At 61.6% G+C, this 24,172-nt stretch carries 20 protein-coding genes; 6 read left to right on the top strand and 14 right to left on the bottom strand.

Annotated elements, in window-relative coordinates; genetic code table 11:
- Positions 1–3: 3 nt before the first annotated feature.
- The 8 genes from urtB to MQW23_RS11455 all read right to left on the bottom strand — a co-directional run bounded on the left by urtB (position 4) and on the right by MQW23_RS11455 (position 10,776).
- Positions 4–1,605, bottom strand: coding sequence for an urea ABC transporter permease subunit UrtB (gene urtB / locus MQW23_RS11490; protein ID WP_252108231.1), 1,602 nt, complete (start codon positions 1,603–1,605; stop codon positions 4–6).
- Between the two features lie 72 nt (positions 1,606–1,677).
- Positions 1,678–2,958: an urea ABC transporter substrate-binding protein gene (urtA, locus tag MQW23_RS11485; RefSeq protein WP_252108502.1), complete on the bottom strand. Its 1,281-nt coding sequence runs from the start codon at positions 2,956–2,958 to the stop codon at positions 1,678–1,680.
- A 372-nt stretch (positions 2,959–3,330) separates the two neighbouring features.
- The gene (locus MQW23_RS11480) at positions 3,331–4,698 is read right to left on the bottom strand and encodes a hypothetical protein (protein ID WP_252108230.1); all 1,368 of its coding nucleotides are present in this window, start codon (positions 4,696–4,698) and stop codon (positions 3,331–3,333) included.
- Between the two features lie 364 nt (positions 4,699–5,062).
- On the bottom strand, positions 5,063–6,589 hold the full coding sequence (locus tag MQW23_RS11475; protein WP_252108229.1) for a tripartite tricarboxylate transporter permease: 1,527 nt from the start codon (positions 6,587–6,589) through the stop codon (positions 5,063–5,065).
- Complete coding sequence (locus MQW23_RS11470; RefSeq protein ID WP_252108228.1) at positions 6,589–7,041, bottom strand: tripartite tricarboxylate transporter TctB family protein; 453 nt, start codon at positions 7,039–7,041, stop codon at positions 6,589–6,591. The genes MQW23_RS11475 and MQW23_RS11470 overlap by 1 nt, the downstream gene beginning before the upstream one ends.
- Entirely contained in the window at positions 7,041–8,039 is a 999-nt protein-coding gene (locus MQW23_RS11465) for a Bug family tripartite tricarboxylate transporter substrate binding protein (RefSeq protein WP_252108227.1), read from the bottom strand. Before MQW23_RS11465 ends, MQW23_RS11470 begins: the two co-directional genes overlap by 1 nt.
- A gap of 240 nt (positions 8,040–8,279) precedes the next feature.
- On the bottom strand, positions 8,280–9,008 hold the full coding sequence (locus tag MQW23_RS11460) for a response regulator (RefSeq protein ID WP_252108226.1): 729 nt from the start codon (positions 9,006–9,008) through the stop codon (positions 8,280–8,282).
- A gap of 70 nt (positions 9,009–9,078) precedes the next feature.
- Positions 9,079–10,776 (bottom strand): ATP-binding protein, encoded by a 1,698-nt coding sequence (locus MQW23_RS11455; protein WP_252108225.1) that lies wholly within the window; start codon positions 10,774–10,776, stop codon positions 9,079–9,081.
- A gap of 181 nt (positions 10,777–10,957) precedes the next feature.
- Between MQW23_RS11455 and MQW23_RS11450 the strand changes: the two genes are divergently transcribed.
- Positions 10,958–11,644, top strand: a complete 687-nt coding sequence (locus MQW23_RS11450) for a DUF481 domain-containing protein (RefSeq protein ID WP_252108495.1) — start codon at positions 10,958–10,960, stop codon at positions 11,642–11,644.
- Between the two features lie 43 nt (positions 11,645–11,687).
- On the opposite strand, the gene MQW23_RS11445 is transcribed toward MQW23_RS11450, so the two are convergent.
- The 3 genes from MQW23_RS11445 to MQW23_RS11435 are packed head-to-tail and all read right to left on the bottom strand — an operon-like array spanning position 11,688 to position 14,303.
- Positions 11,688–12,452 carry an ABC transporter permease gene (locus tag MQW23_RS11445; RefSeq protein ID WP_252108224.1) on the bottom strand — a complete coding sequence of 255 codons (765 nt, stop codon included), beginning with the start codon at positions 12,450–12,452 and terminating at the stop codon, positions 11,688–11,690.
- A 10-nt stretch (positions 12,453–12,462) separates the two neighbouring features.
- Positions 12,463–13,245 carry an ABC transporter ATP-binding protein gene (locus MQW23_RS11440; protein ID WP_252108223.1) on the bottom strand — a complete coding sequence of 261 codons (783 nt, stop codon included), beginning with the start codon at positions 13,243–13,245 and terminating at the stop codon, positions 12,463–12,465.
- A complete protein-coding gene (locus MQW23_RS11435; protein WP_252108222.1) occupies positions 13,245–14,303 on the bottom strand; it encodes an ABC transporter substrate-binding protein in 1,059 nt (352 codons plus the stop codon). The genes MQW23_RS11440 and MQW23_RS11435 overlap by 1 nt, the downstream gene beginning before the upstream one ends.
- Before the next feature lie 10 nt (positions 14,304–14,313).
- Here MQW23_RS11435 and MQW23_RS11430 point away from each other — a divergent pair, with 10 nt between their 5' ends.
- The 5 genes from MQW23_RS11430 to MQW23_RS11410 all read left to right on the top strand — a co-directional run bounded on the left by MQW23_RS11430 (position 14,314) and on the right by MQW23_RS11410 (position 20,382).
- Positions 14,314–14,637, top strand: coding sequence for a hypothetical protein (locus MQW23_RS11430; RefSeq protein WP_252108221.1), 324 nt, complete (start codon positions 14,314–14,316; stop codon positions 14,635–14,637).
- Positions 14,612–16,165, top strand: coding sequence for a BCCT family transporter (locus MQW23_RS11425; protein WP_252108220.1), 1,554 nt, complete (start codon positions 14,612–14,614; stop codon positions 16,163–16,165). The genes MQW23_RS11430 and MQW23_RS11425 overlap by 26 nt, the downstream gene beginning before the upstream one ends.
- Before the next feature lie 224 nt (positions 16,166–16,389).
- The gene (locus MQW23_RS11420) at positions 16,390–17,388 is read left to right on the top strand and encodes a TAXI family TRAP transporter solute-binding subunit (RefSeq protein WP_252108219.1); all 999 of its coding nucleotides are present in this window, start codon (positions 16,390–16,392) and stop codon (positions 17,386–17,388) included.
- Positions 17,389–17,491: 103 nt separating this feature from the next.
- On the top strand, positions 17,492–19,408 hold the full coding sequence (locus tag MQW23_RS11415) for a TRAP transporter permease (protein WP_353653846.1): 1,917 nt from the start codon (positions 17,492–17,494) through the stop codon (positions 19,406–19,408).
- A gap of 71 nt (positions 19,409–19,479) precedes the next feature.
- The gene (locus MQW23_RS11410; RefSeq protein WP_252108218.1) at positions 19,480–20,382 is read left to right on the top strand and encodes a LysR substrate-binding domain-containing protein; all 903 of its coding nucleotides are present in this window, start codon (positions 19,480–19,482) and stop codon (positions 20,380–20,382) included.
- 92 nt (positions 20,383–20,474) lie between these two features.
- Here the strand turns inward: MQW23_RS11410 and hglS are convergent, their stop codons facing one another.
- From hglS to MQW23_RS11395, 3 genes are all read right to left on the bottom strand, one after another.
- On the bottom strand, positions 20,475–21,827 hold the full coding sequence (gene hglS, locus MQW23_RS11405) for a 2-oxoadipate dioxygenase/decarboxylase HglS (RefSeq protein ID WP_252108217.1): 1,353 nt from the start codon (positions 21,825–21,827) through the stop codon (positions 20,475–20,477).
- 40 nt (positions 21,828–21,867) lie between these two features.
- Entirely contained in the window at positions 21,868–23,121 is a 1,254-nt protein-coding gene (locus tag MQW23_RS11400) for a 2-aminoadipate transaminase (protein ID WP_252108490.1), read from the bottom strand.
- Positions 23,122–23,311: 190 nt separating this feature from the next.
- Positions 23,312–24,127, bottom strand: a complete 816-nt coding sequence (locus MQW23_RS11395) for a flagellin N-terminal helical domain-containing protein (protein ID WP_252108216.1) — start codon at positions 24,125–24,127, stop codon at positions 23,312–23,314.
- Positions 24,128–24,172 lie beyond the last annotated feature (45 nt).

Genomic DNA, 24,172 nt, shown 5'->3' with positions numbered 1-24,172 from the left:
CGGTTAACCCTCTGCCGCGCGGCCCTTCTGCGGGAAGAGTCCCCGCGGGCGCTTTTGAATGAACAGGATGATGAACACCAGCACGATGATCTTGGCCAGCACTGCCCCCGCCCAAGGCTCAAGGATCTGGTTGATCACGCCAAGCGAAAGCCCCGCCACCAGCGTGCCCCACAGATTCCCTACGCCGCCAAACACCACCACCATGAAAGAATCGATAATGTAGTTCTGGCCCAGATTCGGCCCGACGTTGGTGAGCTGGGAAAGCGCCACGCCGGCAAGCCCGGCAACGCCAGAGCCCAGCGCGAAGGTCATGATATCGACCCTGGTCGCGCGAATACCCATGGAACGCGCCATGGCGCGGTTTTGCGTCACCGCGCGCACCTCGAGGCCCAAACGCGTACGGCGCATGATCAGCATCAGAGCGACAAAGACCAGCAGCGCAAAACCCATCACGAACAAGCGATTGAGCGTCAGCGATAGCGCATCGTTGATGACAAGCGACCCACTCATCCACTCCGGCGTGATCACCGTACGGTTGAGCGGCGATATCACCGTGCGCACCAGCTGCTGCAGGATCAGGCTGATACCGAAAGTGGCAAGCAACGTTTCCAGTGGGCGGCCCTTGAGAAACTGGATCACGCTGCGCTCGATGGCGATACCGGCAAGCGCGGCCACCAGAAAGCCGGCGGGAATCGAGAGCATCAGCGCAAGCCCGGGCTGGCCGGGCAAGAGCTGCTGCATCATCCAGGTGGTGTAGGCGCCGAGCATCATCAGCTCGCCGTGGGCCATGTTGATCACGCCCATCACGCCAAAGGTGATGGCCAGGCCAATGGCGGAGAGCACCAGCACCGAGCCAAGGCTCAGGCCGAAGTAGAGCGTCTCGACGCCGCGGTTGATCTTCAAGTTCTGCTCGACGCTTGCAAGTGCGGCGCGGGCGGCGTCCGCCACCGCCGGGTTCTCGGCATTGGTGGCGCGGTTCAGCGCCACGCGGGCACGCGGGTGCAGGCTTCCGGCCAGCGCCTCGACGCCTGCCATCTCACCGTTTTCGGTTTGATAAATTGCGACCGCCTGAATCAGGCGCCGGCGCACGTAGTCGTCCTCGGCGTCCTCGATCAGCGGTGTCAGGGTGTCAAAGAGCTCATCGTCCACTTCGCCCAGCAGGCGGTCGGCGGAGGTCCGCCGGCGCTCGACGTTGGGCGAGTAAAGATCCACCACGGCGATGGCGCTTCGGAGCTGATTGCGCAGCGCGTTGTTGATCCCGATGCGGTCGAGCTCGCGGCGCGACATCTCACCCAGCGGCTCGCCGCTGAGCGCATCTTCGACGGGCCAGCTGCGCCCGGTATTGTTCAGCACGATGACGAAGCGGCCATCATCGGTGCGCTGCAAACGGCCGTCGAGCAGCGCCTGCAGCCAGCCCCGGGCACGCTCGTCATCGCTTTGCAAAATCGCGGTGATCGCCTCGCCCTTGTCGCGGTACGAGTCGACGTTCAGGGTTTCGAGCAGCGAATAGCCGGGGTCACTGTCTTGTGCGCTGGTTTGTGCCGCGGCACTTGGCAAAAAGCCGGCCAGCAGACACAGCAGCGCCCAGAAAAGGAAGCGCCTCATGGGTTGTTCCTTTAAGTGTAAGTTGGAGGTGGCGTGCCCCGGGCCGCGGCTGCGGCCCGGGTGAAGGGAGCGTTACTCGGCCAGCGCCGCTTCGGCTTCTTCCGCGGCGGTGCTGCCACCGCAGGAGCCGTTGACGACGTTGAAGTTGCCGCACTCCATGGGCTTGCGCCAGTCAGCGATCAGATCGCGGGAGCCGGGCAGATAGTCGGACCAGGCGTCGCCGGCAACCGTCGACGGCGTTTGCCAGACGATGTCGAACTGACCGTTGTCCTGGATCTCGCCGATCAGCACCGGCTTGGTGATGTGGTGGTTGGGCATCATGGCCGCATAGCCGCCGGACAGGTTCGGCACGGTGACACCGATGATGGCGTCCTTCACCGCGTCGACATCCACCGTGCCCGCCTTGCGTACCGCTTCCGCCCACATGTTGAAGCCAATGTAGTGGGCTTCCATCGGGTCGTTGGTCACCGACATCTCATCGCCGGTATGCTCGATCCAGGCATCGATGAAGTCGTAATTCTCGTCGGTGTCCACGCTCATGAAGTAGTTCCAGGCCGCCAGGTGGCCAACCAGCGGGCCCGTATCGATCCCGGAAAGCTCCTGCTCGCCTACCGAGAAGGCGATGACCGGAATGTCGGCGGCGTCGATGCCCTGGTTGGCAAGCTCACGGTAGAACGGCACGTTGGCGTCGCCGTTGATGGTCGAGACGACCGCAGTGGGCTTGCCCTCTTCGCCGAAGCGGCGAATTTCCGAGACGATGTTCTGCCAGTCCGAATGGCCGAAGGGCGTGTAGTTGACCATGATGTCCTCTTCCGCCACGCCGTGCTCGTCCTGTAGGTAGGCTTCCAGAATGCGGTTGGTGGTGCGCGGATAGACGTAGTCGGTGCCGACCAGGGCGAAGCGCTCGATGCCGACTTCGTTGATCAAATAATCGACGGCGGGAATCGCCTGCTGATTGGGCGCCGCGCCGGTGTAGAAGACGTTTTCAGAGGACTCCTCGCCTTCGTACTGCACCGGGTAGAACAGCAGACCGTTGAGCTCCTCGACCACCGGCAGCACCGCCTTGCGCGAAACGGAGGTCCAGTTACCGAAGATAACGTCGACCTCTTCCTGAGCCAGCAGCTCGCGGGCACGCTCGGCGAACAGCGGCCAGTTGGAAGCCGGGTCGACCACCACGGCTTCCAGGTCGCGACCAAGCAACCCACCCGCTTCGTTCTGCTGCTCGATGAGCATTTCGACGGTGTCTTTCAGCGTCGATTCGCTGATCGCCATGGTGCCGGAGAGCGAGTGCAGGATACCGACCTTGATCGGGTCGTCGCTTTCTTGGGCAACGGCCTGAGCACCGGCGCCCATGACGGCGGCGGCCACGGCGGTGATCATGAAACGGCGAGAGAGAGAATGCGTTGGTTGGGCCACTTGAGTCTCCTTGCGCCCCCTACAGAGGGCTCGTTATTTGAGCGCAGAACCTTCGGGCAAACGCCCAAAGGTATCGCTCATAACGTTTGCAAGGCGTGCGCCAAACTAAAGCTTTCCACCATTAAACAAGCAATATCATATGCTTAAAAACAATGAGGAACGCTTAATCAAACCCTTGCGCACCAGACTGGCGCGCGCAACTCCCCGCCAAGCACGTTTTCGATGCACCAAAATAACCGTCCGCACCAAAACGATTCTTTTCAGCGGTGCCTTTTCGAACGTAAAGCAGGCACCGTTGAAGCGAGTCGGTTACTCTTTCCCATCGCGGTTAAACTCCACGACGTGCGTCGCCGCTGGCGCGTCTTCGAACTGATCGACCCATAGATCGACTTGGGTGGGCATGGAGGAGAGCACGATGCGCCGCCCTTCAGGGTGCGCCGACGCCAGTTGGCGATTCCGACTTTCGCCGGGCGTCAGCCAGCTCGGCCCCCGCTCATAGGCGTACACCCGGCCGGTTACTTCCTGATCGCTGGTGACTCTCCAGCGAGTGCGATCCTGGGGCGAGCCCGTTACTACTAACTCCGCCCTACCCTCTGGCAAGGGCCTGATGTCCGCCTCGATTTCATCATGGCGCACGTGAGCCACCCCTTCGTCATCCGGAACGAGCGTCAGGTGCTGGCGGGTGGCCGGTCGCCACTCAATGTGCGCCGTCGCCGTCTCGATACGACCGAGCAGCTCTCGGGTGTCCGTCAGGGAGAGCGCTTGGACAGCAAACGACGAAATGACGCCGTCGGCAGTATCGGTGACCGTCATCGGCATGAGGATAGTCTGCACGTCGACCGGCTCGCCGGAAGCATCCTTCAATTCAAGTTCGGTGACTTTCAGATGTCCGATAGCGTCGGGCGTCTGCACTGACTGGCGCAGCTCTAACAAAAGATAGTTCTCCCCGACATCTAGCGAGCTTGTTGCGTCGAAAACGGCCGCTTCGCTGGCCGGCTTTGCGCCCCGACCGTCACGTAGCCCGGCCTCCCACGAACCAAAATATAGCATGCTGGTATAGTAGGGATTCGCCATCTCCTCCTGTGCCTCCAGCGGAACGAAGGCCGTTGTTCGAAAAAGCGATTCGGCCGACGTATCGACCGAGGGCGAAAGCGCTGTATGCGTGGTCACTACCTGGTTCTGAATCCAGCCCGTTGTTCGATCGAGCTTGACCAGCCCCGCCAGAGAAGTGCCCGCCTCCTCGGCGACGATATCGATATAGGCATGCTCCGGTGTCACGTCGAGCACCTCGAACCGCGCGTTTTGCAGCCCGGCAAATGGAGCGGTCGTGCTCCACCCCGGTTCGAGCTCCAGCGCCACCGGCAGCACCGGAACGGCCTGCTGGTCGAGCAGCGGCTCACCAAGCTCGCTCGGCATGTCGGAAGCACCAGCAGCGTCTGATGGGGGCGCTTGAAGACCGCCGACGGCCGCCCCATCACGATCGAGCGTGATGTCAAAGCCCTGTTCGAGCCAGACACGGGCGCCCGCCCACTCACCGCCGTTTGCAGTGTCGACTCGTTCACCGTTTCCTAGCGTCACCAACCAAAGCGGCTTAACCCGAAGCAAAAACGCGTCGCTCTCCGGCCCATGCATCGTGCTTTCAATACGAAACCGCGCCGCCTGTGCAATGACGCTCACCTCGCTCTCCCGAGGCTCTTCGCCCTCGACGCTCGTCGTACTGGCCAAGCCTATCTGGTACGCCCGAGAGTCTGCATTGGAGGGTGCCAACACTGTGGGCGCGGCGTTAGCGGACAGCGCTATTGTGGATAGCGCCAATAGGACATAAAGCGGCAGTTTCACGGTAGCTCCCAAAAGCGATAAGGATCAAACGTCAAATATTAACGATTACCCCGTGGAGGCGCCATTGCCGTGGGCTTTCATCAAACCAAACCGGGAATCAAAAAAGGCGCCCCGAAGGGCGCCAGCAGAAAAGAACGGTCCTGGCCGGGAACGGGAGCAATCAGCGCTTACACATCCCGCTTTACAGCCTCGAGCAACTGGATCAATCGCTCTCCGGCGTGCCCTTTTCGATAGGCTTTTGCATGCGCCGACGCAGCAGCGGGCCCAGCAGATACGGCAGGATCAGCCCTACCCCGGCGAAGACCCACAGGCCGATTGCCAGGCCGCTGTCCCACAGGATCATCCAGTCGCCGTCGGAAATTTCCATGGCGTGGCGCAGATTCTTCTCCATTTCCGGGCCCAGCAGCAGCCCCAGAATCACCGGCACCAGCGGTATCTCCAGCTTGCGCAGAATGTAGCCGCCCACGCCGAAGGCCACCATGAAGTAGAGGTCAAACGTCGTGTTGCTGATCGAGTAGATCCCCACGAACGCCACCATCGTCACCACCGGTAGCAGGTACATCGGCGGAATCGACAAAAGCTTCACGAAAATGCCCACCAGCGGGATGTTGAGCAACAGCAGCAGGAAGTTACCGATCAACAGCGCCGCAATCACGCCCCAGACGATATCGGCGTTCTGGGTGAACATGAGCGGGCCGGGGGTGATGTTCAGCGAAATCAGCAGTGCCAGCAGTACCGCGGTCGTGCCACTACCGGGCACGCCAAGGGTCAGCATGGGCACTAACGCGCCGCTCGAGGCGCCGTTGTTACCTGCCTCCGGGGCGGCTACGCCGCGCGGGTCGCCCTGGCCGAAATGGCCCTTCTTGCCGACCACCTTCTTTTCGAGGGTATAACTGATGAAGCTACCCAGGGACGCGCCGGCCCCCGGCAATACGCCAGCGATAAAGCCCAGCACGCCACCGCGCAGGCTGGTGGGGAGGATATCGCGAATCTCACGCCAGCTCAGCGCAAGTTTGTTGACCTTCATGTTCTCCTTGCCACCGCCGGCGCGCTCCTCGATGAAGAACAAAAGCTCGGAAATGGCGAACAGGCCGACGATGGCGATGATGAAGTCGACGCCCTCGAAAAGCTCGAGCACACCGAAGGTATAGCGCTGCACCCCGGTGTTATCGATGCCCACCGTGGCGATCATCAAGCCCAGACATGCCGCGACCACCGTTTTGACCGGGTTCTTGCCGGTGATGCCGCCCAGGGTGGCAAACGCCAGCATGAACAGCGCAAAGTACTCCGCCGGGCCAAACGTCAGCGCAAATTTGGCCAACAGCGGCGCCAGCAAAATCAGGCCCACGGTTGCGACCAGGCTGCCGATGAAGGAAGCAATGGCGGAGATCGCTAGCGCCTCGGCGGCCTTGCCCTTCTGGGCCATGGGGTAGCCGTCCAGGCAGGTCATCATGGCCGGCTCGTCGCCGGGAATGTTGAGCAGGATCGACGAGATACGCCCGCCGTACATCGCCCCGGCGTAAACCGAGGTCAGCATGATCAGCGCGGTTTCCGGCGCCAGCCCCAAACTGAAGGCCAACGGAATCAGAATGGCCACGCCGTTGGCCGGGCCCAGCCCCGGAAGCGCCCCGATCAGGGTACCCAAAAAGGCCCCCATTAAGGCGAACATCAGGTTATGGGGCTGAAGCGCTACCCCGAACCCGTCCATCAAAAAACCAAGGGTTTCCATCAGTTCACCTCCAGAAAGGAGAGCAGCCCCAGCGGCAGGGCGAGATCCAGCCCGTAGCTGAACAGGAAGTAGACGATCACCCCGGCCACGGCCCCGGTCACGTAAGCCTTCACGGGCGGTGCGCCCATGCGCCAGCAAAGCGTGCCTACGGCCAGCGTAGTGCTGATGATGAAGCCCAACGGCTGCAGCAGCATCGCGTAAAGAATCAGCACCACCACGGCGACGATCAACTCGACGCCGGTGCGACTCCAGGGCCAGGCGTTATCCGGGTCGGGGCGCACGATCAGGTAGAGGCTGGAGATGGCCAGTACCACGGCCAAAAGCTTGGGGAAGGTATCCGGCCCCACCGCCTCGCCGCCACCAAACGGTACGGGAAACTGCGAGGCGGCCCAGCCGTACGCGACGGCCAGGACGATCAACAGGACCCCAAAGATGCGGTCGTTAAATGTCATTACTGAATCAGCCCGATATCTTGAGAGATCTGCTCGATTTCATCGATCTGATTAAGCACGAACGCCTCGAACTCGCCGGCGGTCATGTGAAACGGCATCAGGCCGTTTTGCGACATGACGTTTTGCCACTCTTCGCTCTCATAGATCGTATCCATGGCGTCGGTCCAGTAAGCCAGGGCGTCGTCAGAGATATCGGCGGGCATGTAAAAGCCGCGCCAGTTGGGGCCGAGCGCATCGATGCCCTGCTCACGGGCGGTGGGAATATCGGCGAAATCACCGGGCAGGCGCTCTTCCGAGAGCACCGCCAGCACGCGCAGATCGCCGGACTCCATGAAGCCCTGGGCTTCGGTGATGTCGCCGGTGAAAGCATCCACGTGGCCGCCGATGACCTGAGTCAGCGCTTCGCCGCCATTGTTGTAGGACAAATAGGCGATGCGCGGTAGATTTTCGACCTCGGCGGCCTGGGCGGCGATCAGCACCTTGAGATGATCCCAGCCGCCCCGGGCGCTGCCGCCGGCGAATTTGACGCTGCGCGGATCGTCCTTCAGCGCGTCCATCAGGTCGTTGAGATCCTGGTATTCAGAGTCCGCGGAGACCGCAATGATGCCGTAATCGGCGCCCAATGCGCCGACCCAGTTGACCATATCCGCGGAAAGCCCGGGAAACTGCCCCTGGGCCAGGCGCGTGGTGGTCGCGGTCGAGGCGGCGACCAGCAGTTGGTCGTCGCCGGCGCGCTTGCTTACGACGTGGGCAAAGGCCACGCCGCCGCCGGCACCGGCCATGTTGATGGTCTGCACGTTGGCCGGCACCAGGTCGAGCTCCTGCATCACGTTACCGACGCTTCGACAGGTGAAGTCCCAGCCGCCGCCCGGATCCGACGGCGCGATGCACTCGACCTTACCGGTGGGGTCGAAGGCGGCGGCGGTAGTGGCGAATGAAGCGGCGGCCAGCGGCAGAGCCAGCAGCGTGACGTACTTGAATGAGGACGTGAGGGTCATGGCGCTCTCCTGAAGGTGATCTATTGTTGTGGTGCTTATTAAAGCGGTGCTTGGTAAGTCGTGCGCTGCACTTGTTGTGATGATGCACCGCGCTGATCGTGCAACGGCGAGACGTTAGAAGAGGATAGGACCTGGCAACAAGCTTCTGGACATAATGCACAAAAAGAGCATTGTGGGCATTTTGTTCATTGTGTTCACGAGCGCCAGCCCAGGCGTGGAAGGCGGGAACGGCGGAAAGGCTTACAGCGTTTCAAGATACTCGGTGCTAGTGCGCTGTAAGCGGTAGCGGCGTTCGGGCCTACCTACATCACCATAGCCCAATTCGGCCTCGACCACGTGCACCGAGACCAGATACTCCAGGTAGCGCCGCGTGGTGGAGCGGCTGGCCCCCATGGCCCTGGCGACCTGAGCGGCGGCCAGCGGATGGTCGGCGTGCTGCAGCGCCTCGACGATCGCGCGAAGCGTCAGGCGATCGATGCCCTTGGGCAGGCTGCGCCCGGCGACCGGCGGGGCGGGCGGCTGCACTCGCGCCAGCATGCGATCGAGCTCGGCCTGGCTCATCTGCTGGCGACAGGCGAGCTGGGCCCGCTCGCGCTGAAAGCGCGCCAGCATCTGCTGCATGCGCTGTGCCTCGACGGGCTTGATGAGGTAGTCAAAAACGCCGCCGCGCAGCGCTTCGCTGATGGTCTCGACCTCGCGGGCGGCGGTGACCATGACGATCTCCACGTGGACATAGTCGCGACGCAGCGCCCAGAGAAGCTCGAGCCCCTGAACGTCCGGAAGGTAAGCATCCAGCAGCACCAGGTCGACGCTTTCGCCGTGGCGCGCCATCTGCTCGCGGGCCTCGGCACCGCTTCGCGCCTGGCCGACCACCTTGAAGCCGTCGTTTTGTTCGATGAACGCGCGGTGAATATCGGCGATGCGAAAATCGTCCTCCACCACCAGGATACCGTACTCGTGTGCCGCCATAGCGCTTCCAGGATCGATGTCGTTATAGGTATTCGTCGTTAGTGATAGTGCCGTCATGCGCCGAGCTGGCTTAGCAGTCTACCACGGGCGAATCGGGCCCGATCTGCACGCACAGCGAACGGTTCAGCACGGCGATGAAGCAGGCCCCGCCCAGCTCGCTCTCCTCGAGTGTGACGTCTCCCCCGTACTGCCGGCAAAGCCGGGCGACCAGCGCCAGGCCCAGCCCCTGGTGCTGGCCGGTCTTGGTCGAAAAGCCCTCGCTGAAAATCGACTCGACGTGCTCGGCGGACACGCCCGGGCCGTTGTCGTCCACCTCGATGACGAGCTGCTCGCCCAGATCGGTAAAGAATAGCCGCACCGTCGGGGAATCCGCGCGGGGGCCGTGAAGCGTGGCAAAGAAGGCGTTGTCGAGCAGGTTGCCCACCACGGTCATCATCACCTCCTGGCCGCTTGGCGTCAGCGGCTGCGACAGCGAGCTCTGCTCGTCGATCTCGAGCGCCACGCCAAGCTCGCGCGCCCGAGTCAGCTTGCCAAGCAAGGTGCCGCTTAGCACCGTGTCCGCCACGTGGCTCATCAAAAAGCTCATCTGCTTCTGGGCGCGTTCGCTCTCCTGATGAATCAGCTTGAGCGCCTCCTCGACGCGCCCAAGCTGCAAGAGACCGGAAATGGTGTAGAGCTTGTTGGAGAACTCATGGGCCTGGGCACGCAGCATGTCGACATCGCGACTCGCCTGGGTCAGCGCCTCGGAAAGATCGACGATCTCGCGTCGGCTGCGAAAGGTCGCCACCGCCCCTTCGATCTCGCCCTCATCGATGATCGGCACGCGATTGACCACCACCGGGTGATCATTCAGCCACATCTGCTGGTCGAACTCCTGTTCGCCGCGCTTGAGCACCTCCAGAAGCCGGGAGTTGGGCACCACCTCGCGAATCGGCTGGCCGAGCAGCGCCTGGTCGTCGGGCAACTCCATCAGCCGACGCGCCTGCTGGTTCACCAGCGTAATGTGGCCTTCGCGGTTGACCGCCAGAATGCCTTCGTGGATGGACTGCAAAATGGCCTCTTTCTCCAGCGCGAGCCGGGCGATCTCGTAGGGTTCGAGCCCGAGAATCACCTTTTTCAAGTGCTGGGAGAGCACGTACGCGCCGGCAAAGCCGAGCAGGATCATCAGGCCCACCAGCATCCAGCCAAGGCTTGTGTAGCGCGCCGCATCCATCTCCACCCGGTCGACCAGAAAGCCGACCGAGACCAGCCCGATGATGTTGCCCGCCTCATCCCGAATCGGCGCCTTGCCGCGCATCGCCGTGCCGAGTGTGCCGGTCGCCTCGGAGACGTAGGAGCGTCCGTCACGCAGCGCCTGGCCGTTGTCGCCGCCGACCATCCGCTGGCCCAAACGCTCCGGCACGGGGTGGGAGTAGCGAATCGACTGGGCGTTGCCCACCACCACGTAGCGGGCGCCGGTTTCCAGTCGCACCCGCTCGGCCAAAGGCTGGATGATGCGCGCCGGGTCGTCGGTGTCAAAAGCGGCGACGATGCTCGGCATGCCCGCCACGGTTTTCGCCACCGCCAGCGCCCGCTCGCCCATCTGGGCGGTGACGATATCGGCCTTGCGGTGATTCAGATACGTGCCCTGGGCCAGCAGCATACCGGCCAGCAACAGCCCCACCAGCAGCATGACCTGCAGGCGAAAGCTGCGTTTGTACCAGCGGCGCCGGGAACGGGGCCGCTGGCCGGGTTTCAAATCGGCAAGCGAAGGCCGGGACAACGACATGAGGGAACTCAGCGGGCGCAAAGGCGTCATTATGGCACGCAGGCCAAAGCCACGGTAATCTATGGCGCTTTTGCGCGACCGGGCGTGGTTCGCTTTCGTGAATTTTGGAAAAGAAGGTAACGTGCTTACTTTATTGAGAAGCAGTGTACTGGTGTGCTGGCCGCTGTTTGCAGGGGCGGCGATGGCCAACCCGTTCTACGCCCCGCCCCCGCCGGACGACGGTTCACCGAACTTCACCGGCGATGCCGAGCTCGGCTTCACCCATCTTTCGGGCAATACCGACAGCCAAACGCTGATCGGCAAGACCCGCCTGACTTGGCTGACCGGCAACTTGACCCACTCTCTGCGCGGCGAGGTGCGAAACGTCACCAAGGATGGCGAAACCAGCGCCGAGCAGTATCTGCTGGCCGGGCGCGAGCGCTTTGATTTCAGCGGCCCGCACTATCTGTTCGGCTTCTCCCGTTGGGAAAAGGACCGCTTCGCCGGCTACGACCAGCAGCTCTCGGTGATCGGCGGCTACGGGCGCCAACTGCTCGCAGGCGATAGACAGTCGCTGTCGCTCGAGGCGGGCCCGGGCTATCGCAACGACCGGCTGCGCGAGTACGACGACCAGCAACTGGCCGTCGCCTACACTGCGCTGGCGTACCGTTTTGGGTTCGCCGAGGGCACTGATTTCGAGCAGGAGATGTCCGTCGAGTACACGTCGGAAAACACTACCTCGCGCTCCTTCACCGCCCTGACCGCTCGGGTGACGCCGCGGATCTCGATGCGCTTGTCCCACGAGATCAAGCACAACTCACAGCCGCCGCCGGATACCATCGAGCGCACCGACAACACCACCAGCGCCTCGCTCCTGTACCGCTGGTAAGCCTTGTTTTTAAGAATTTTTCTCAAACCCTGCGCATCAGCCCTTACTGACCGCGGTGCGCCCAGGCCGTCATGCGCTTTTCCAGCACCGCGAACAGCTCGTACATCACCATGGCCATGGCGCTGATCACGATCAAGCCCGCAAACACCAGCCCCATGCGCATCTGCGAGCCGGCGCTCATCATCAGATAGCCGATGCCCTGGTTCGACGCCACGGTTTCCGACACCACGGTGCCCACGAATGCCAAAGTGATCGCCACCTTCAGCGAGGCGAAAAAGTAGGGCAGCGAGCGCGGCATGCCGACCTTGAGCAGCACGTCGATGCGCCGTGCGCCAAGCACGCGCAGCACGTCCTCCATCTCAGGCTCGAGTGTGGCAAGCCCTGTCGCCACGTTGACCACGATAGGAAAAAAGCAGATCAAAAAGGCGGTCAGGATCGCCGGGATCGAGCCGATGCCGAACCAGACCACCAGGATGGGCACGAAGGCGACCTTGGGAATGGCGTTGAAGCCGACCAGCAGCGGGTAGCAGGCGTTATACAAAAAACGTGACGAGCCGATGATGAAGCCCAGCACCAGCCCCACCGCCACGCCGAGGCCAAAGCCGATCAGCGTGGTCCAGAAGGTTTGCCAGGAGTGGCGCCCGATTGGCCCGGCGTAGTCGACGAGCGCGTTGGCGGTGTCGAGAGCGCTTGGGAAGATGAAGCTCGGCACATCGAAAAGCCGCACCGCGGCCTCCCATACCAGCACCAGCACCGCCACGGCGATCCAGGGGGCGAGGCGCTCGGTGGTTTTACCCGGTCGTTTCATAAGGAACCTTTTAACTTGCACGCACATCGCCGATCCGGCTTCGCAATGCGTGTACCAGATCGATAAAGGGCTTTTCATAGGTGGAGTCGATCGAGCGCGGGCGCGGCAGTTCAATGGCGCGCTGCTCGATCACCCGGCCCGGGCGGCGGCTCATGACGTAGACGGTATCCGCCAAAAACGCGGCCTCACGCAGGTCGTGGGTGACCAGCACCACGGTAAAGCGCTGCGCCTCCCACAGATCGCGCAGCACACACCAAAGCTCCTCACGGGTGAAGGCATCGAGTGCGCCGAAGGGTTCGTCGAGCATCAAAAGTTTCGGCCGATGGATCAGCGCCCGGCAGATCGAGGCGCGCTGCTGCATGCCGCCGGAAAGCTGCCAGGGGTATTTATCCTCGTAGCCTTTAAGCCCAACAGTTTCCAGAAGCGCCTGCGCCCAGCCGACGAACTCCTCGCGCCGGCGGCGAAATTGATGGCGGTAGGGTTTGACGATCTCCAGCGGCAGCAAGACGTTATTGAGCGTGGTGCGCCAGGGCAGCAGATTGGCGTTTTGAAACGCCATGCCGGTGATCTTGAGCGGGCCGGTCACGGGGTCTCCGTCCACGCTCACCGCGCCGTTGCTCGGCGCGTGAAGCCCGGTGCAGAGCTTCATGAAAGTCGATTTACCGCAGCCCGATGGCCCCACGAAGGCGACGAACTCGCCCTCAAAAATGTCCAGGTCGATCTGCTCGATGGCGTTCTCCACGCCGTCATAGGAGAGGCTGACATCGTCAAAGCGCACGAACGCCTGGCGCATTACTCGGCCTCCGAAAACAGCGCCCGAGCTTCGACAGAGGGAAGATACCGTGAGGTAAATACCTGTTCCGGCGTGGGAACGGTGGGCAAATCGTAACTCTCGGCGACCAGCTCGATGGCCTGGCCAAGGCGCTCATCGTCGACGTCGCCCACGCCGTTGGCGCGCGTGTAGGGCGTATCGATGACGCTCTCGATGGCAAGCTCCAAACGCCTTGTTTCGACGGCGGCATCGATCAAGCCATCGCGTGCGCTGACGTACTCCACCGCGGCTTCGGGGTCGTCCAGCGTCTCCGCCAGTGCCCGATTGAAGGCGCGCAAAAAGCCCTCGACGGCGTCGGGGTGCTCTTCGGCAAAGGCGTCGCTTGCGATGATGACGTTACCGTAGATCGGCACGCCGAACTCGGGAAACGCCATGATCGTGAGCTCCTCTTCGCTCATGCCGCGCTCTTCCAGATTCAGAAGGCTGGTGAAGTAAAAGCCCGTAATGGCATCGACGTCGCCGCGCATCAGCAGCGTTTCGCGAAGCGTTGGGTCGACGTTTTGCCACGTCACCGCGTCGGGGGCGAGGTCATTAGCCGCGGCAAAGGCGTCCCAGGCGCGATAGCCCGTATCGAAGGTCGGCGCGGCGATGGTTTTACCGACCAAATCCGCCGGGGTTTCGATGCCACGGTCCTTACGCGCAAAGACCGCCGCGGGCGTGCCGTCGTAGAGTACGTAGACCCCATGAATACCGGGGCCCTCCGGGTTTTCAGCCAAAAACTCGATCACCGCGTTCAAATCGCCAAAACCCATTTCGTAGGCGCCGGAGGCCACCCGATTGACCGCCCCCGCCGAGCCGCTACCGGAATCGATCTGCACGTCCAGCCCCTCTTCGGCGAAATAGCCCTTCTCTTGCGCCATCAAAAACGGCGCCGACGGCCCCTCGAAACGCCAATCCAGCTGAAAACGAACTGGCGTATCGGCCAGTGCTAGCGCGGGCAACCCCGCAAGCGTCAATGCGCAGGCCCGGCCCAGCCAAACCGCTTTCCCTGCCCCAAAGGGGTTAATGCGATGAGTCATCGAGAGCACCTTGTATACAGATGAAAATGCTCTGAACAGTGCAGCAACGTTGCCAGACACAGCCAATTTCAATGAATTCAGCAGCTTGAAACACGTCACGGGTAACTCAACGCGGCGCGGGCGCGCCCAAACGGTGCGCGATACTTTTTTTACGCACCAAAGAAAAACATATTCGACTTTCGTCTACTCGGCTTGTATACTAAACGCTGTTTCCTGTCCTCGCGCCATTTCCCCAATGGCGCTTTTTTTTACCCGCGATTTACGCACTGACGCGTTTTCTTCTCGTCCCACCAAAGGTGTTCTTCTTGATGAAACCATCGGCTCACGACGGTGACAGCCGCAGGCGTTCTACGCTAGGCGACCCCGTTGTACTTATCCTAAGCATCGGATTTATCGTCGCTTTTCTTGCCTTCTCTTTCTATGACCTGAATCTGGTCGCCGACACCATCAGCCAGGGCTTCGCCTGGAGCGCGCTGATGTTCGGCACCTACTTCCAGTTCATGATGCTGGTGACCTTCTTCATCGCCATCGGCATTGCGCTGTCGCCGGCGGGCAAGGCCAAAATCGGCAACCTGGATGCACCAGAACTGAGCACGTTCAAGTGGATCTCGATCATTTTGTGTACGCTGTTGGCCGGTGGTGGCGTGTTTTTCGCCGCCGGTGAGCCGATCTACCACTTCGTGGTCGTGCCGCCGGCCTTCGATACCGACCCCAACGTGCCCGCCGCGGTACCCGGGGCGCTGGCGCAATCCTTTACTCACTGGGGCTTCGTCGGCTGGGCGATTCTGGGCTCGCTCACCGCCATCGTGCTGGCCCACGCCCACTACGTGAAAGGCCAGCCGCTGCAGCCACGCACCCTGCTCTATCCGGTGCTCGGCGAGCGCTTGCTGCGCGGCCCGCTGGGCGGGCTGATCGACGCTTGCTGCGTCATTGCGGTGGTCGCGGGCACCGTCGGGCCGGTCGGCTTTCTGGCCACCCAGGTGAGCTTTGGCCTGCACGATCTGTTCGGCTTACCCAACAACTTCTATACCAAGCTGGCCGTGCTGGTGGTGCTGGGCGTGATCTACGTGCTGTCGTCGGTCAGCGGCGTGCAAAAAGGCATGCAGCTTCTTAGCCGCTTCAACGTCATTTTGGCGCTCATCATTGGCGCGGTGATTTTCGTGTTCGGCCCGACGCTGTTCTTGTTCAACAGCTACTTCGCCGGCATGGGCACGTATCTCGGTGACTTCTTCAAGATGGTCACCATGACCGCAGAAACCGCCCCGGCGGAGTGGATGCAGTGGTGGATCGTCTTCTTCTACGCTTGGTTCATCGCCTTTGCCCCGCTAATGGCGATTTTCGTCGCGCGGATTTCCCGCGGGCGCACCATTCGCGAAATGATCCTCGCCGTATCGGTCATCGCCCCGATTGCCACCACGGTGTGGTTCACGCTGCTCGGCGGCTCCGGCATCTTCTACCAGATGACCGGCGCGATCGATCTCAGCGATGCCCTGCAGGCCTTCCAGTTCGACATCGCCACGCTCACCGTAGCCAAGGCGCTGCCCGGCGGCACCTGGATGGCGCTGGCGATTTTGCTGCTAACGACGATCTTCGTGGCCACCACCGGCGACTCGATGAGCTACTCCATCGCCATGGTGGGCGCCGGTCACGACGAGCCCAGCCGCTTTCTGCGCGCCTTCTGGGGAGTGGTCATGGCCATCATGGCCGCGGTGCTCTTGGCCATGCGCGAAGGCCAGATCGCCGCGCTCCAGCAATTCATCGTCATCACCGCCGTGCCGGTCTCGTTCTTCCTGCTGCCCTCGCTCTGGAACGGGCCACAGGCAGCGTTTGCGATGGCGCGGGAGCAAGGGATCATAAAGTGACGCTTTGCATTCCTTGCACGACTCGATTTCCGTAAGCCTTACGTGCGAACGGATTTCGAATCACCGACGCATGAGAAAAAGGAATACGTATACAACTTAATTTCTTTTGTGCGACGTACGGGACCCATGAACAATAGGCCGCCTTTATCTGTTTTGGCCCCACGGTCCAAGCGCGCACGATCAGACAGTGACGATTACAAGAGTTCGAACGAGCAGGAGTTGATATGAAGTCTTCCCTTTCCAAGGTGATTTGCGGCGTCAGTGCTGGAGTGCTGCTGGCCGGCTGCGGCGACGAGAGCAAGAAACCCAATATTGCTATTGGCCCACCCGCCAGCACGACCCAAGGGGTCTCTCAATTACTGTTCGATGCTTACGGCATTGGGAGCGACAAGTACAACACCTATCAAGAGGGCTTTGGCGCCGCGCTCGACGGTGTTCAGGATGGGAACATCGATATCTCCATCGGTATCCTTGGGCTCCCCTCCGGCAGCATCGAGAACCTGCAGGCCTCCAGCGGTGATGTCCATCTGATGAGTTTGAGCGATGCGGCGATCGACTACATCGAATCCAATAGTGCCTACCGCCGCTTCACCATTCCGGCGGGTAGTTACGATTTCCAGGACGAGGACGTCGAGACCATCACCGCCTACGCTGTGCTGGTGGGCAATACCCATACCATCGATGAGGAGCTTGGCTACGAACTCGCGCGCCTGATGTACGAGCACGCCGAGGAAAACACCCACGCCCAGTCGACCTTCATGACGCTGGAAAACGCCTTGAACGGCGCCGAGGGATTGCCGATCCACCCGGGCGCCAAGCGCTACTACGAAGAGCAGGGGCTGACCGTAGACAATCCGGTGGCTACCCTAGACGATATCTCGCCCAAGAGCGAGTACGTGCTGGGTACCGGAAGCCAGGGCGGCACTTACTACCCGCTGGGTGGCGAAATGGCGACCATCTGGAACCGCTACTTGGACGGACAGAACTTCACCAACATCGAGACTGGCGCCTCCATCGAGAATCTGGTCAGCATCCGTGACGACCGGATGGACCTTGGCATGACCGTTCACGCGCCGGCCCAGGATGCCAATGCCGGTCGCGGTGAGTTCGAAAGCGGTGCCATCGATAACGTTGCTTTCATCGGCCATATCTACCCCGAGGTGATCCAAGTAGTGACGCGCGAGAGCAGCGGCATTGAAAGCCTCGATGAGCTCGCCGATTAATTTTTTCATCTGCGCCGCGGGCTCGCCCTGCGGCGCCATCCGCTTAAGGTTTCAACGTGGATAAAAAAAAACTTCTGACGATGCGGCCAAGCTAGAGGCGTCGCTGCTGGAAAAGTACGATCGCGAGTCCAACACACGATCGCCCCTACAGCTTGGCAAGTGGGCCTGGGTAATCACCCTGGTAGGTATCTCGCTCACCTGCTTTCATCTTTATACCGGCTACTTCGGTACCCTGCCCTCGCAGAAACAGGGCGCAGTGCATCTGGGTATGGCGCTGGGAATGATTTTCTTGCTATTCCCTGCCACCCGTGGTGCGGGTCGCAAGGCGTCGGTTCCTTGGTACGACGTGGTGCTGGCGTTCGTAGCCACCTTTGCCGCTTACTACAAGATCCTTTTCTACGAGGAGGTGTTGCGCGCTCGGGTGACTGGCTATACAAGCCTGGATCTTGCCATGGCGGCGCTGGGCGTACTCTTCGTGCTGGAAGCGACACGACGTACGGTGGGTCTCCCGATCGTCATCATGGCAGCGCTGGCCATTACCTACGCGCTATTCGGCAACCTCATTCCAAGCCCACTACTTTCTCACCCCGGCTTCGCCCTGGAGCAGGTGTCGCCTTACCTGTGGTTTCGAGAAAGCGGTATCTTCGGCACCCCCTTGCAGATCTCGGCACGCTTCATCTTCCTGTTTTTGTTCTTCGGCGTGGTGCTGATGCACACCGGCGTCGGGCGCTTTTTCAATGATCTGGCCTTCGCTATCACCGGTCGCTTCACCGGCGGCTCCGGCAAAGCGGCGGTCATCGCCAGCGCCTTGCAGGGCATGATTTCAGGTAGCTCCATCGGCAACACCGTGGCCTCGGGCTCATTCACTATCCCCATGATGAAAAATGCCCGTTTCAAGCCGGAAGTGGCCGGCGCCGTCGAGGCTTCTGCCTCGACCGGTGGGCAGATCATGCCACCGCTAATGGGCGCAGCGGCCTTCATCATGGTCGAGTACGTGGGGGTGTCCTACCGCGAGATCATGCTTTCGGCGTTGATTCCCGCCGTGCTCTACTTCGCCGGAATATTCATCGGTGTTCATTTCGAGGCCAAGCGCCATCGCATTCTCGGCCTCCCCAAGGAGGAGTTGCCCAGCAAGCGCAAGCTAATGCTCGAGAAAGGCTACATGCTGCTGCCACTGCTGGTCATCGTGGCGACCATCAGCGCCGGCTTCACCGCCCAGCGTGCAGCTCTTCTAGGGATCGCCTGCGCGTTCGCGGTGAGTTTTATCCGTAAGGAGACGCGGCCAAGTATCAAGGGAGTGCTCGACATTTTCGAGCAGGGTGCTCGGGTAGCGCTGCCGGTCATCGCGGCGGTGGCCTGCGCCGGTATCATTGCCGGCGTGGTCGGCATGACAGGGCTAGGTGCCAAGTTCGCCGCCGGCATCATCAGCCTGGCCGACGGCGTACTGATCCTGGCATTGCTGTTTACCATGGTGGCCTGCATCGTCCTGGGCATGGGATTGCCCACTACCGCCAACTACGTGGTGACGGCCACCATCGCGGCGCCGGCCCTGATCAACGAGTTCGGCTTGGCCCCCATGGCGGTACATCTGTTCGTGTTCTACTTCGGCATCATCGCCGACATCACCCCGCCGGTGTGTCTGGCTGCCTTCGCCGGGGCAGGCATCGCCCGCGCCAACCCAATGCTGACCGGCTTCACCGCGGTCAAGCTCGCCATTGGCGCCTTCATCATACCCTATGCCTTCATCTATAACCCCATGCTGGTGATGGTGGACGCAACGCCCATGGGCATACTGAGCGCGCTGGTCTTTTCACTGATCGGCATCATGGGTGTCAGCAGCGCCTTGATCGGCTATTTCCTGCGCGACTCACACCTCTGGGAGCGGCTAGTGCTGCTGGCGGCGGGGCTGGCGATGGTCGTGCCGGAGCTTCTTACCAGCGGCGTCGGCTTTCTCGCCATGGTCGCCATCGGCTGGCTGCAGCACAGGCGCGCCGAGACGCCCAACACCGCCACCTCGTAAGCGCGGCTGCTTTCCGCTATCCTCCCGGTGCCCACCGCCGGGAGGGTGGATCGGTCATCAGGAGCCCACGCGTGTTTTCTCGCAATCTTCCGTCTACCACCGCGATGCAGTGCTTTGAAGCGGCTGCGCGCCACATGAGTTTTACCCGCGCCGCGGACGAGCTGAACCTAACCCAGAGCGCGGTCAGCAAGCAAGTCGCCCAGCTCGAGTCCTCCCTGCAGCACAAGCTGTTTCGCCGCGTACGGCGCAGCTTACTGCTGACGCCAGAAGGCGCTATCTTTTTAAGCGACGTGCGCAAGATGCTGACCCAGCTCGACATGTCGACCCAAGCGATCATGACCTACAGCGGCAATAGCGAAGTACTCAAGGTGGCGACGCTGCCGAGCTTCGGCAGTCGCTGGCTGGCCAGCAAGCTGCCCGCCTTCATGGCCGCTCACCCTGGCATTAGTCTGGAGTTTCATGACCGGGTGGAAGATTTCGATCTTGAGCAGCAGAACATCGATATCGCTTTTTTCTACGGCCACGGCAGTTGGCCGGACCTTGCTTGCCACAAGCTTTTCGACGAGCGTATGGTCGCCGTCGCCGCGCCAGCGCTGTTGGCGCGTCACCCGATCCAGAGTGCGACCGACCTCACGGAGCTTGAACTTTTGCACCTCTCGACTCGCCCGGACGCCTGGCACCACTGGTTTGCCGATCAGGGCATCGCCACCGACCGCAGCTACCACGGCACCCGTTTCGAAACCTTCCCCATGCTGGTACGCACGGCTATGGCTGGCGGTGGAGTAGCGCTAGTGCCGCGTTTCACAGTGGACGAAGAGCTTGCCGCTGGACAGCTAGCCATCGCTTGGCCCTGCCACTTTGAAAGCGCCAGCGCCTACTACCTGGTTTATCCGGAACACCTGGGAGAGCTTGCTAACGTGCGTCGTTTCGTCGAGCACATCATCGCCTGCGCCGAAATCACCCGAGGTGAATAGCGCTGCCTCAGTCGAGGCAAGAAGCGGTAAAGAAGAGAGTGCAGAGAAGATAGCAAACAGGCCCCGCCCTGAATCGGGCGAGGCCTTGGCGATCAGTGACCGAGTCTTTCGAGTACCTGGCGCCGGGAGTCCTGCTCGCGCTCGGCATAGAGGGCGAGTTCGTCGGTGACAGTGGTGCCAAGCGCTTCCTCGAAAGCGTCGCGATTGGCGTTGCCAGCGTAGGCGCCGCTGGCCTCACCGCCAAGGTTGGATTGGAATATACCGGCGGCGCTCACGGGCAGAAAGTCTTCGTAAGTGATCGGGTACGCTTCGACCACGCCCTGTTCGATCAGCCGCTCAAGATCACGCTCCTCGCCCTGGTAGCCGCGCCCCTGCTCGGTCAGGTGATAGTGGAAGAAAGCCAGCGCCTCGCGGCGCAGGGTGGCGTCGTCGTCCGGAAATTCGCTGAAGACCTGGCTCATCACCTGCTGGTGAGCGTCATTCTCCTTGCTGTCGCTTTGTTGGCGCGCCTCGGTCAGCAGCCGGTCGTAGAGCGCCCGTCCCTTGGGCGTCAGCGCAACGCCGCGCTGCTCTATCTCTCCAAAGCGCGCGGTGTGGCTACCCTCGTGGTCGCCGGAGAAGCGGATGGTTTCCTGTAGCGCTTTGAAACTGGTCTGGCGCAGCAGAATAGGACGCTCCCGGCGCGGCGGCCCCTCGATCACCGCCTTCGGGTTGATGCCCACCGCCGGCATGCGCCGCTGCACCTCATCGATGTCCAGGGTTCGTGGCGTCAGGTGGTTGATGTGCGGCCCGCGAAAGCAAACCACGTCGGCGATCAGCCGGTGTTCGTCATGCAACGCTTGGTAGGTTGCGTGATCCACGGTGGCTTCGCGATGCCAGCGGAAGGTCTCCAGCGCCTCCTCGACGAAAGTTCTGGCTTGATCGGCGTCGAGCCCGCCCTGTGCTTCGTGTTGCGCGATCAGTTCCCGCACCCCGGGCGTAAAGATGTCGCGCCGAGCGAGGATCTCGGCGGCGCGCTCGCGCAACTCCGCGTCTGCGATGAGTTCAAGGCGCAAAAGTGAAGTGAATACGCGAAAGGGGTTTCTGGCCAGCGCCTCGTCGTCGATAGGGCGAAACGCCGTGGAGTGTACCGGTACGCCCGCTTCCGACAGATCATAATAGCCCACTGGATACATACCCATGACCGCAAACAGCCGGCGCAGCATGGCGAGTTCCTCGGCGGTGCCGACACGAATGGCGCCGTGGCGTTCAACGCTCAGCCGCGAAAGCTCGCTCTGAGCCTCCAGGCGGCGAGCGAGCTCGGGCTGCTCATCTAGCGTCTTTTGGTTAACCTCGGCCACCAAATCCAGAAGCGTGGTGTACTGCGGCACCTCCTCCTGGTACATGGCCGACATGGCTTTGGAGAAGCGATCGCGTACATCGTCGGTCGAAAGGTAGGTCGTCATGGCATCCTCACGGTGTTGTGTTGTTCAATTGAGTGGTCGCTCACGCCGCTAGCGTCTCTAGCGCCTGCTCGATCATGTCCAACCCTTCGGCCAGCACCTCGGGTTCGGTGGTCAGCGCAGGTAACAGGCGCAACACATTGCGCCGACGACCGCTGGGCATCAGGAGAACCCCTGCCTCGCGGCCGGCCTTCAGCAAGGCATCGAGATGCTCGGCACCGGTAGCGCTCGCGGTATTCTCGAAGACGATACCGCGCATCGCGCCGACGCCGGTCATGGCGCCGAGCATGGGAAAGCGCCCGCTCTCGCGCCAGCGCCGGTGGGCATCGACGATCATCGCCTCCTGGGCGCTTGCCCAAGTCATGAGCGATTCTTCGCTCATGATCTCCATCACTGCCAAGGCAGCGGCACAGGCCACGGCGTTGCCGGAGTAGGTGCCGCCGAGCCCGCCCTTGGGCAGGGTGCCCATCATCTCGGCGCGCCCGACCAGCGCCGCCAGCGGAAGTCCTGCGGCGATGCTCTTGCCCATCAACACCATGTCGGGTTCGATACCCAGATGAGTGTAGGCGAAACGCGTACCGGTTCGCCCAAAACCCGACTGAATCTCGTCGCAAACCAGCACGATGCCGTGAGTGTCGCACAGTTCGCGCAGCGCCTTGGCAAAGCGCGGGCAAAGCACCCTGAAGCCACCCTCGCCCTGTACCGGTTCGACCACGATGCAAGCCACTTCATCTGCCGGCACCTCGACCTCGAACACCCGCTCCAAGGCCGCCAGCGCCTGCTCGGCACTCACGCCGCTGTCCACACTCGGGAACGGCAGGTGATAAACCGGGCCGGGCAGCGCGCCCAAGCGATTCTTGTAGGGCTTGACCTTGCCATTCAAGTTCAGCGCCGCCAGCGTGCGCCCGTGAAAGGCGTCGTCGAAGGCCAGTACCGCCTGACGGCCCGTTACACCGCGCACCACCTTGAGCGCGTTCTCCATCGCTTCGGCGCCACTGTTGGTGAGCATGCAGGTGGTTTCGAACGAGAGCGGCACGAAGTGCTCGAGCGCCTTGGCTACGTCCAGGTAGCCTCGATGAGGTACGGCATTAAAAGCCGAGTGCATGAGCGTTTCGACCTGCGACTTGACCGCTTCAACTACCGCCGGATGACAATGCCCTAGGTTAAGCACGCCTATGCCACCGATGAAGTCGATATAGCGGCGGCCCTGCTCATCCCATACTTCGGCGTTGCGGCCGCGAGCGATACAGACCGGATGAATGACGCCCAGGGAGCTACTGATATAGGGAAGTTCCATCGCCACTGTTTCTCCGTCATGGCTGCTATTTCATGACGCTATCAAATCAATCCGCCACAGCGAGCACAAACGAAAAAAAACGCTCAATACATTCCACTAAGGAATACGAACACTTTAAAAATCGTGTTTAATCGCCGACACACTGGAATTAGAGCATGCTTGGAATGAATAAAAAGATGAGAAGATCAGACTAAAACCCTTCGAGCAGCCTCAAAATCATCTGCCCCTGCTGATTGGCCTGAGCGAGGATCGTGATGCTCGCCTGCTGGAGAATCTGGGCGCGAATCAGGTGGGAGACTTCCCTGGCGTAGTGGGTGTCCTGAATGCGCGATTGGGCCGAGGAAAGGTTGATGATCGAGTTGTCGAGATCTTCAATGACACTTCCGAAGCGGTTTTGCACCGCGCCGAAATAGCTTCGCTGGCGATCGAGCGTGCCTAGGGCGGTATCGAGGACACCGGTGGGGTTGTCGGTGGCGCTGTCTCTGAGGACGCTGAAGCCAGTGAGTCCCAGTGCGTCCACGCCCATCGCCTGCAAGCGCACGCCGATGGTGTCGCCGCTGTTGGCGCCCACCTGGATGTTGAGGGTCTGATCCTCCATTAACCCCACGCCGTTGAAATTGCTCTGCCCGGCGAGCCGGTCGATCTCCTCGAGGCGCTGGTCGATTTCGTCCTGCAGCGAGCGCAAGTCACTCGCGTTGTAGGTGCCGTTGCCCGCCTGCACGGACAGCTCGCGAATGCGCTGCAGGTTGTCGTTGATCTGATCGAGGGTGCCTTCGGCGGTCTGTACCATCGAAATGCCGTCCTGGGTGTTGCGCATGGCCTGGTCCATGCCGCGAATCTGCGCGCCCATCCGGTTAGCGATCGCCTGTCCCGCCGCATCGTCCTTGGCGCTATTGACCCGTAGCCCCGAGGAGAGGCGCTGCATGGAGGTTTGCATCGCTTGCTGGTTGGCACGCAGATGCTTTTGCGCCGTCAGCGACGAGACGTTGGTGACAAGGCTGAACATGGAGGTGGTCCGGGCCCTCGCGATGTGAACCGCTTTTAGATATTA

Origin of the sequence: Halomonas sp. S3-1-1 (assembly GCF_023757625.1) — a bacterium.
Taxonomy (GTDB): Bacteria; Pseudomonadota; Gammaproteobacteria; order Pseudomonadales; family Halomonadaceae; genus Vreelandella.
The sequence above is the reverse complement of the archived record's forward strand: the minus strand, read 5'-3'. Positions and strand labels throughout refer to the sequence as shown.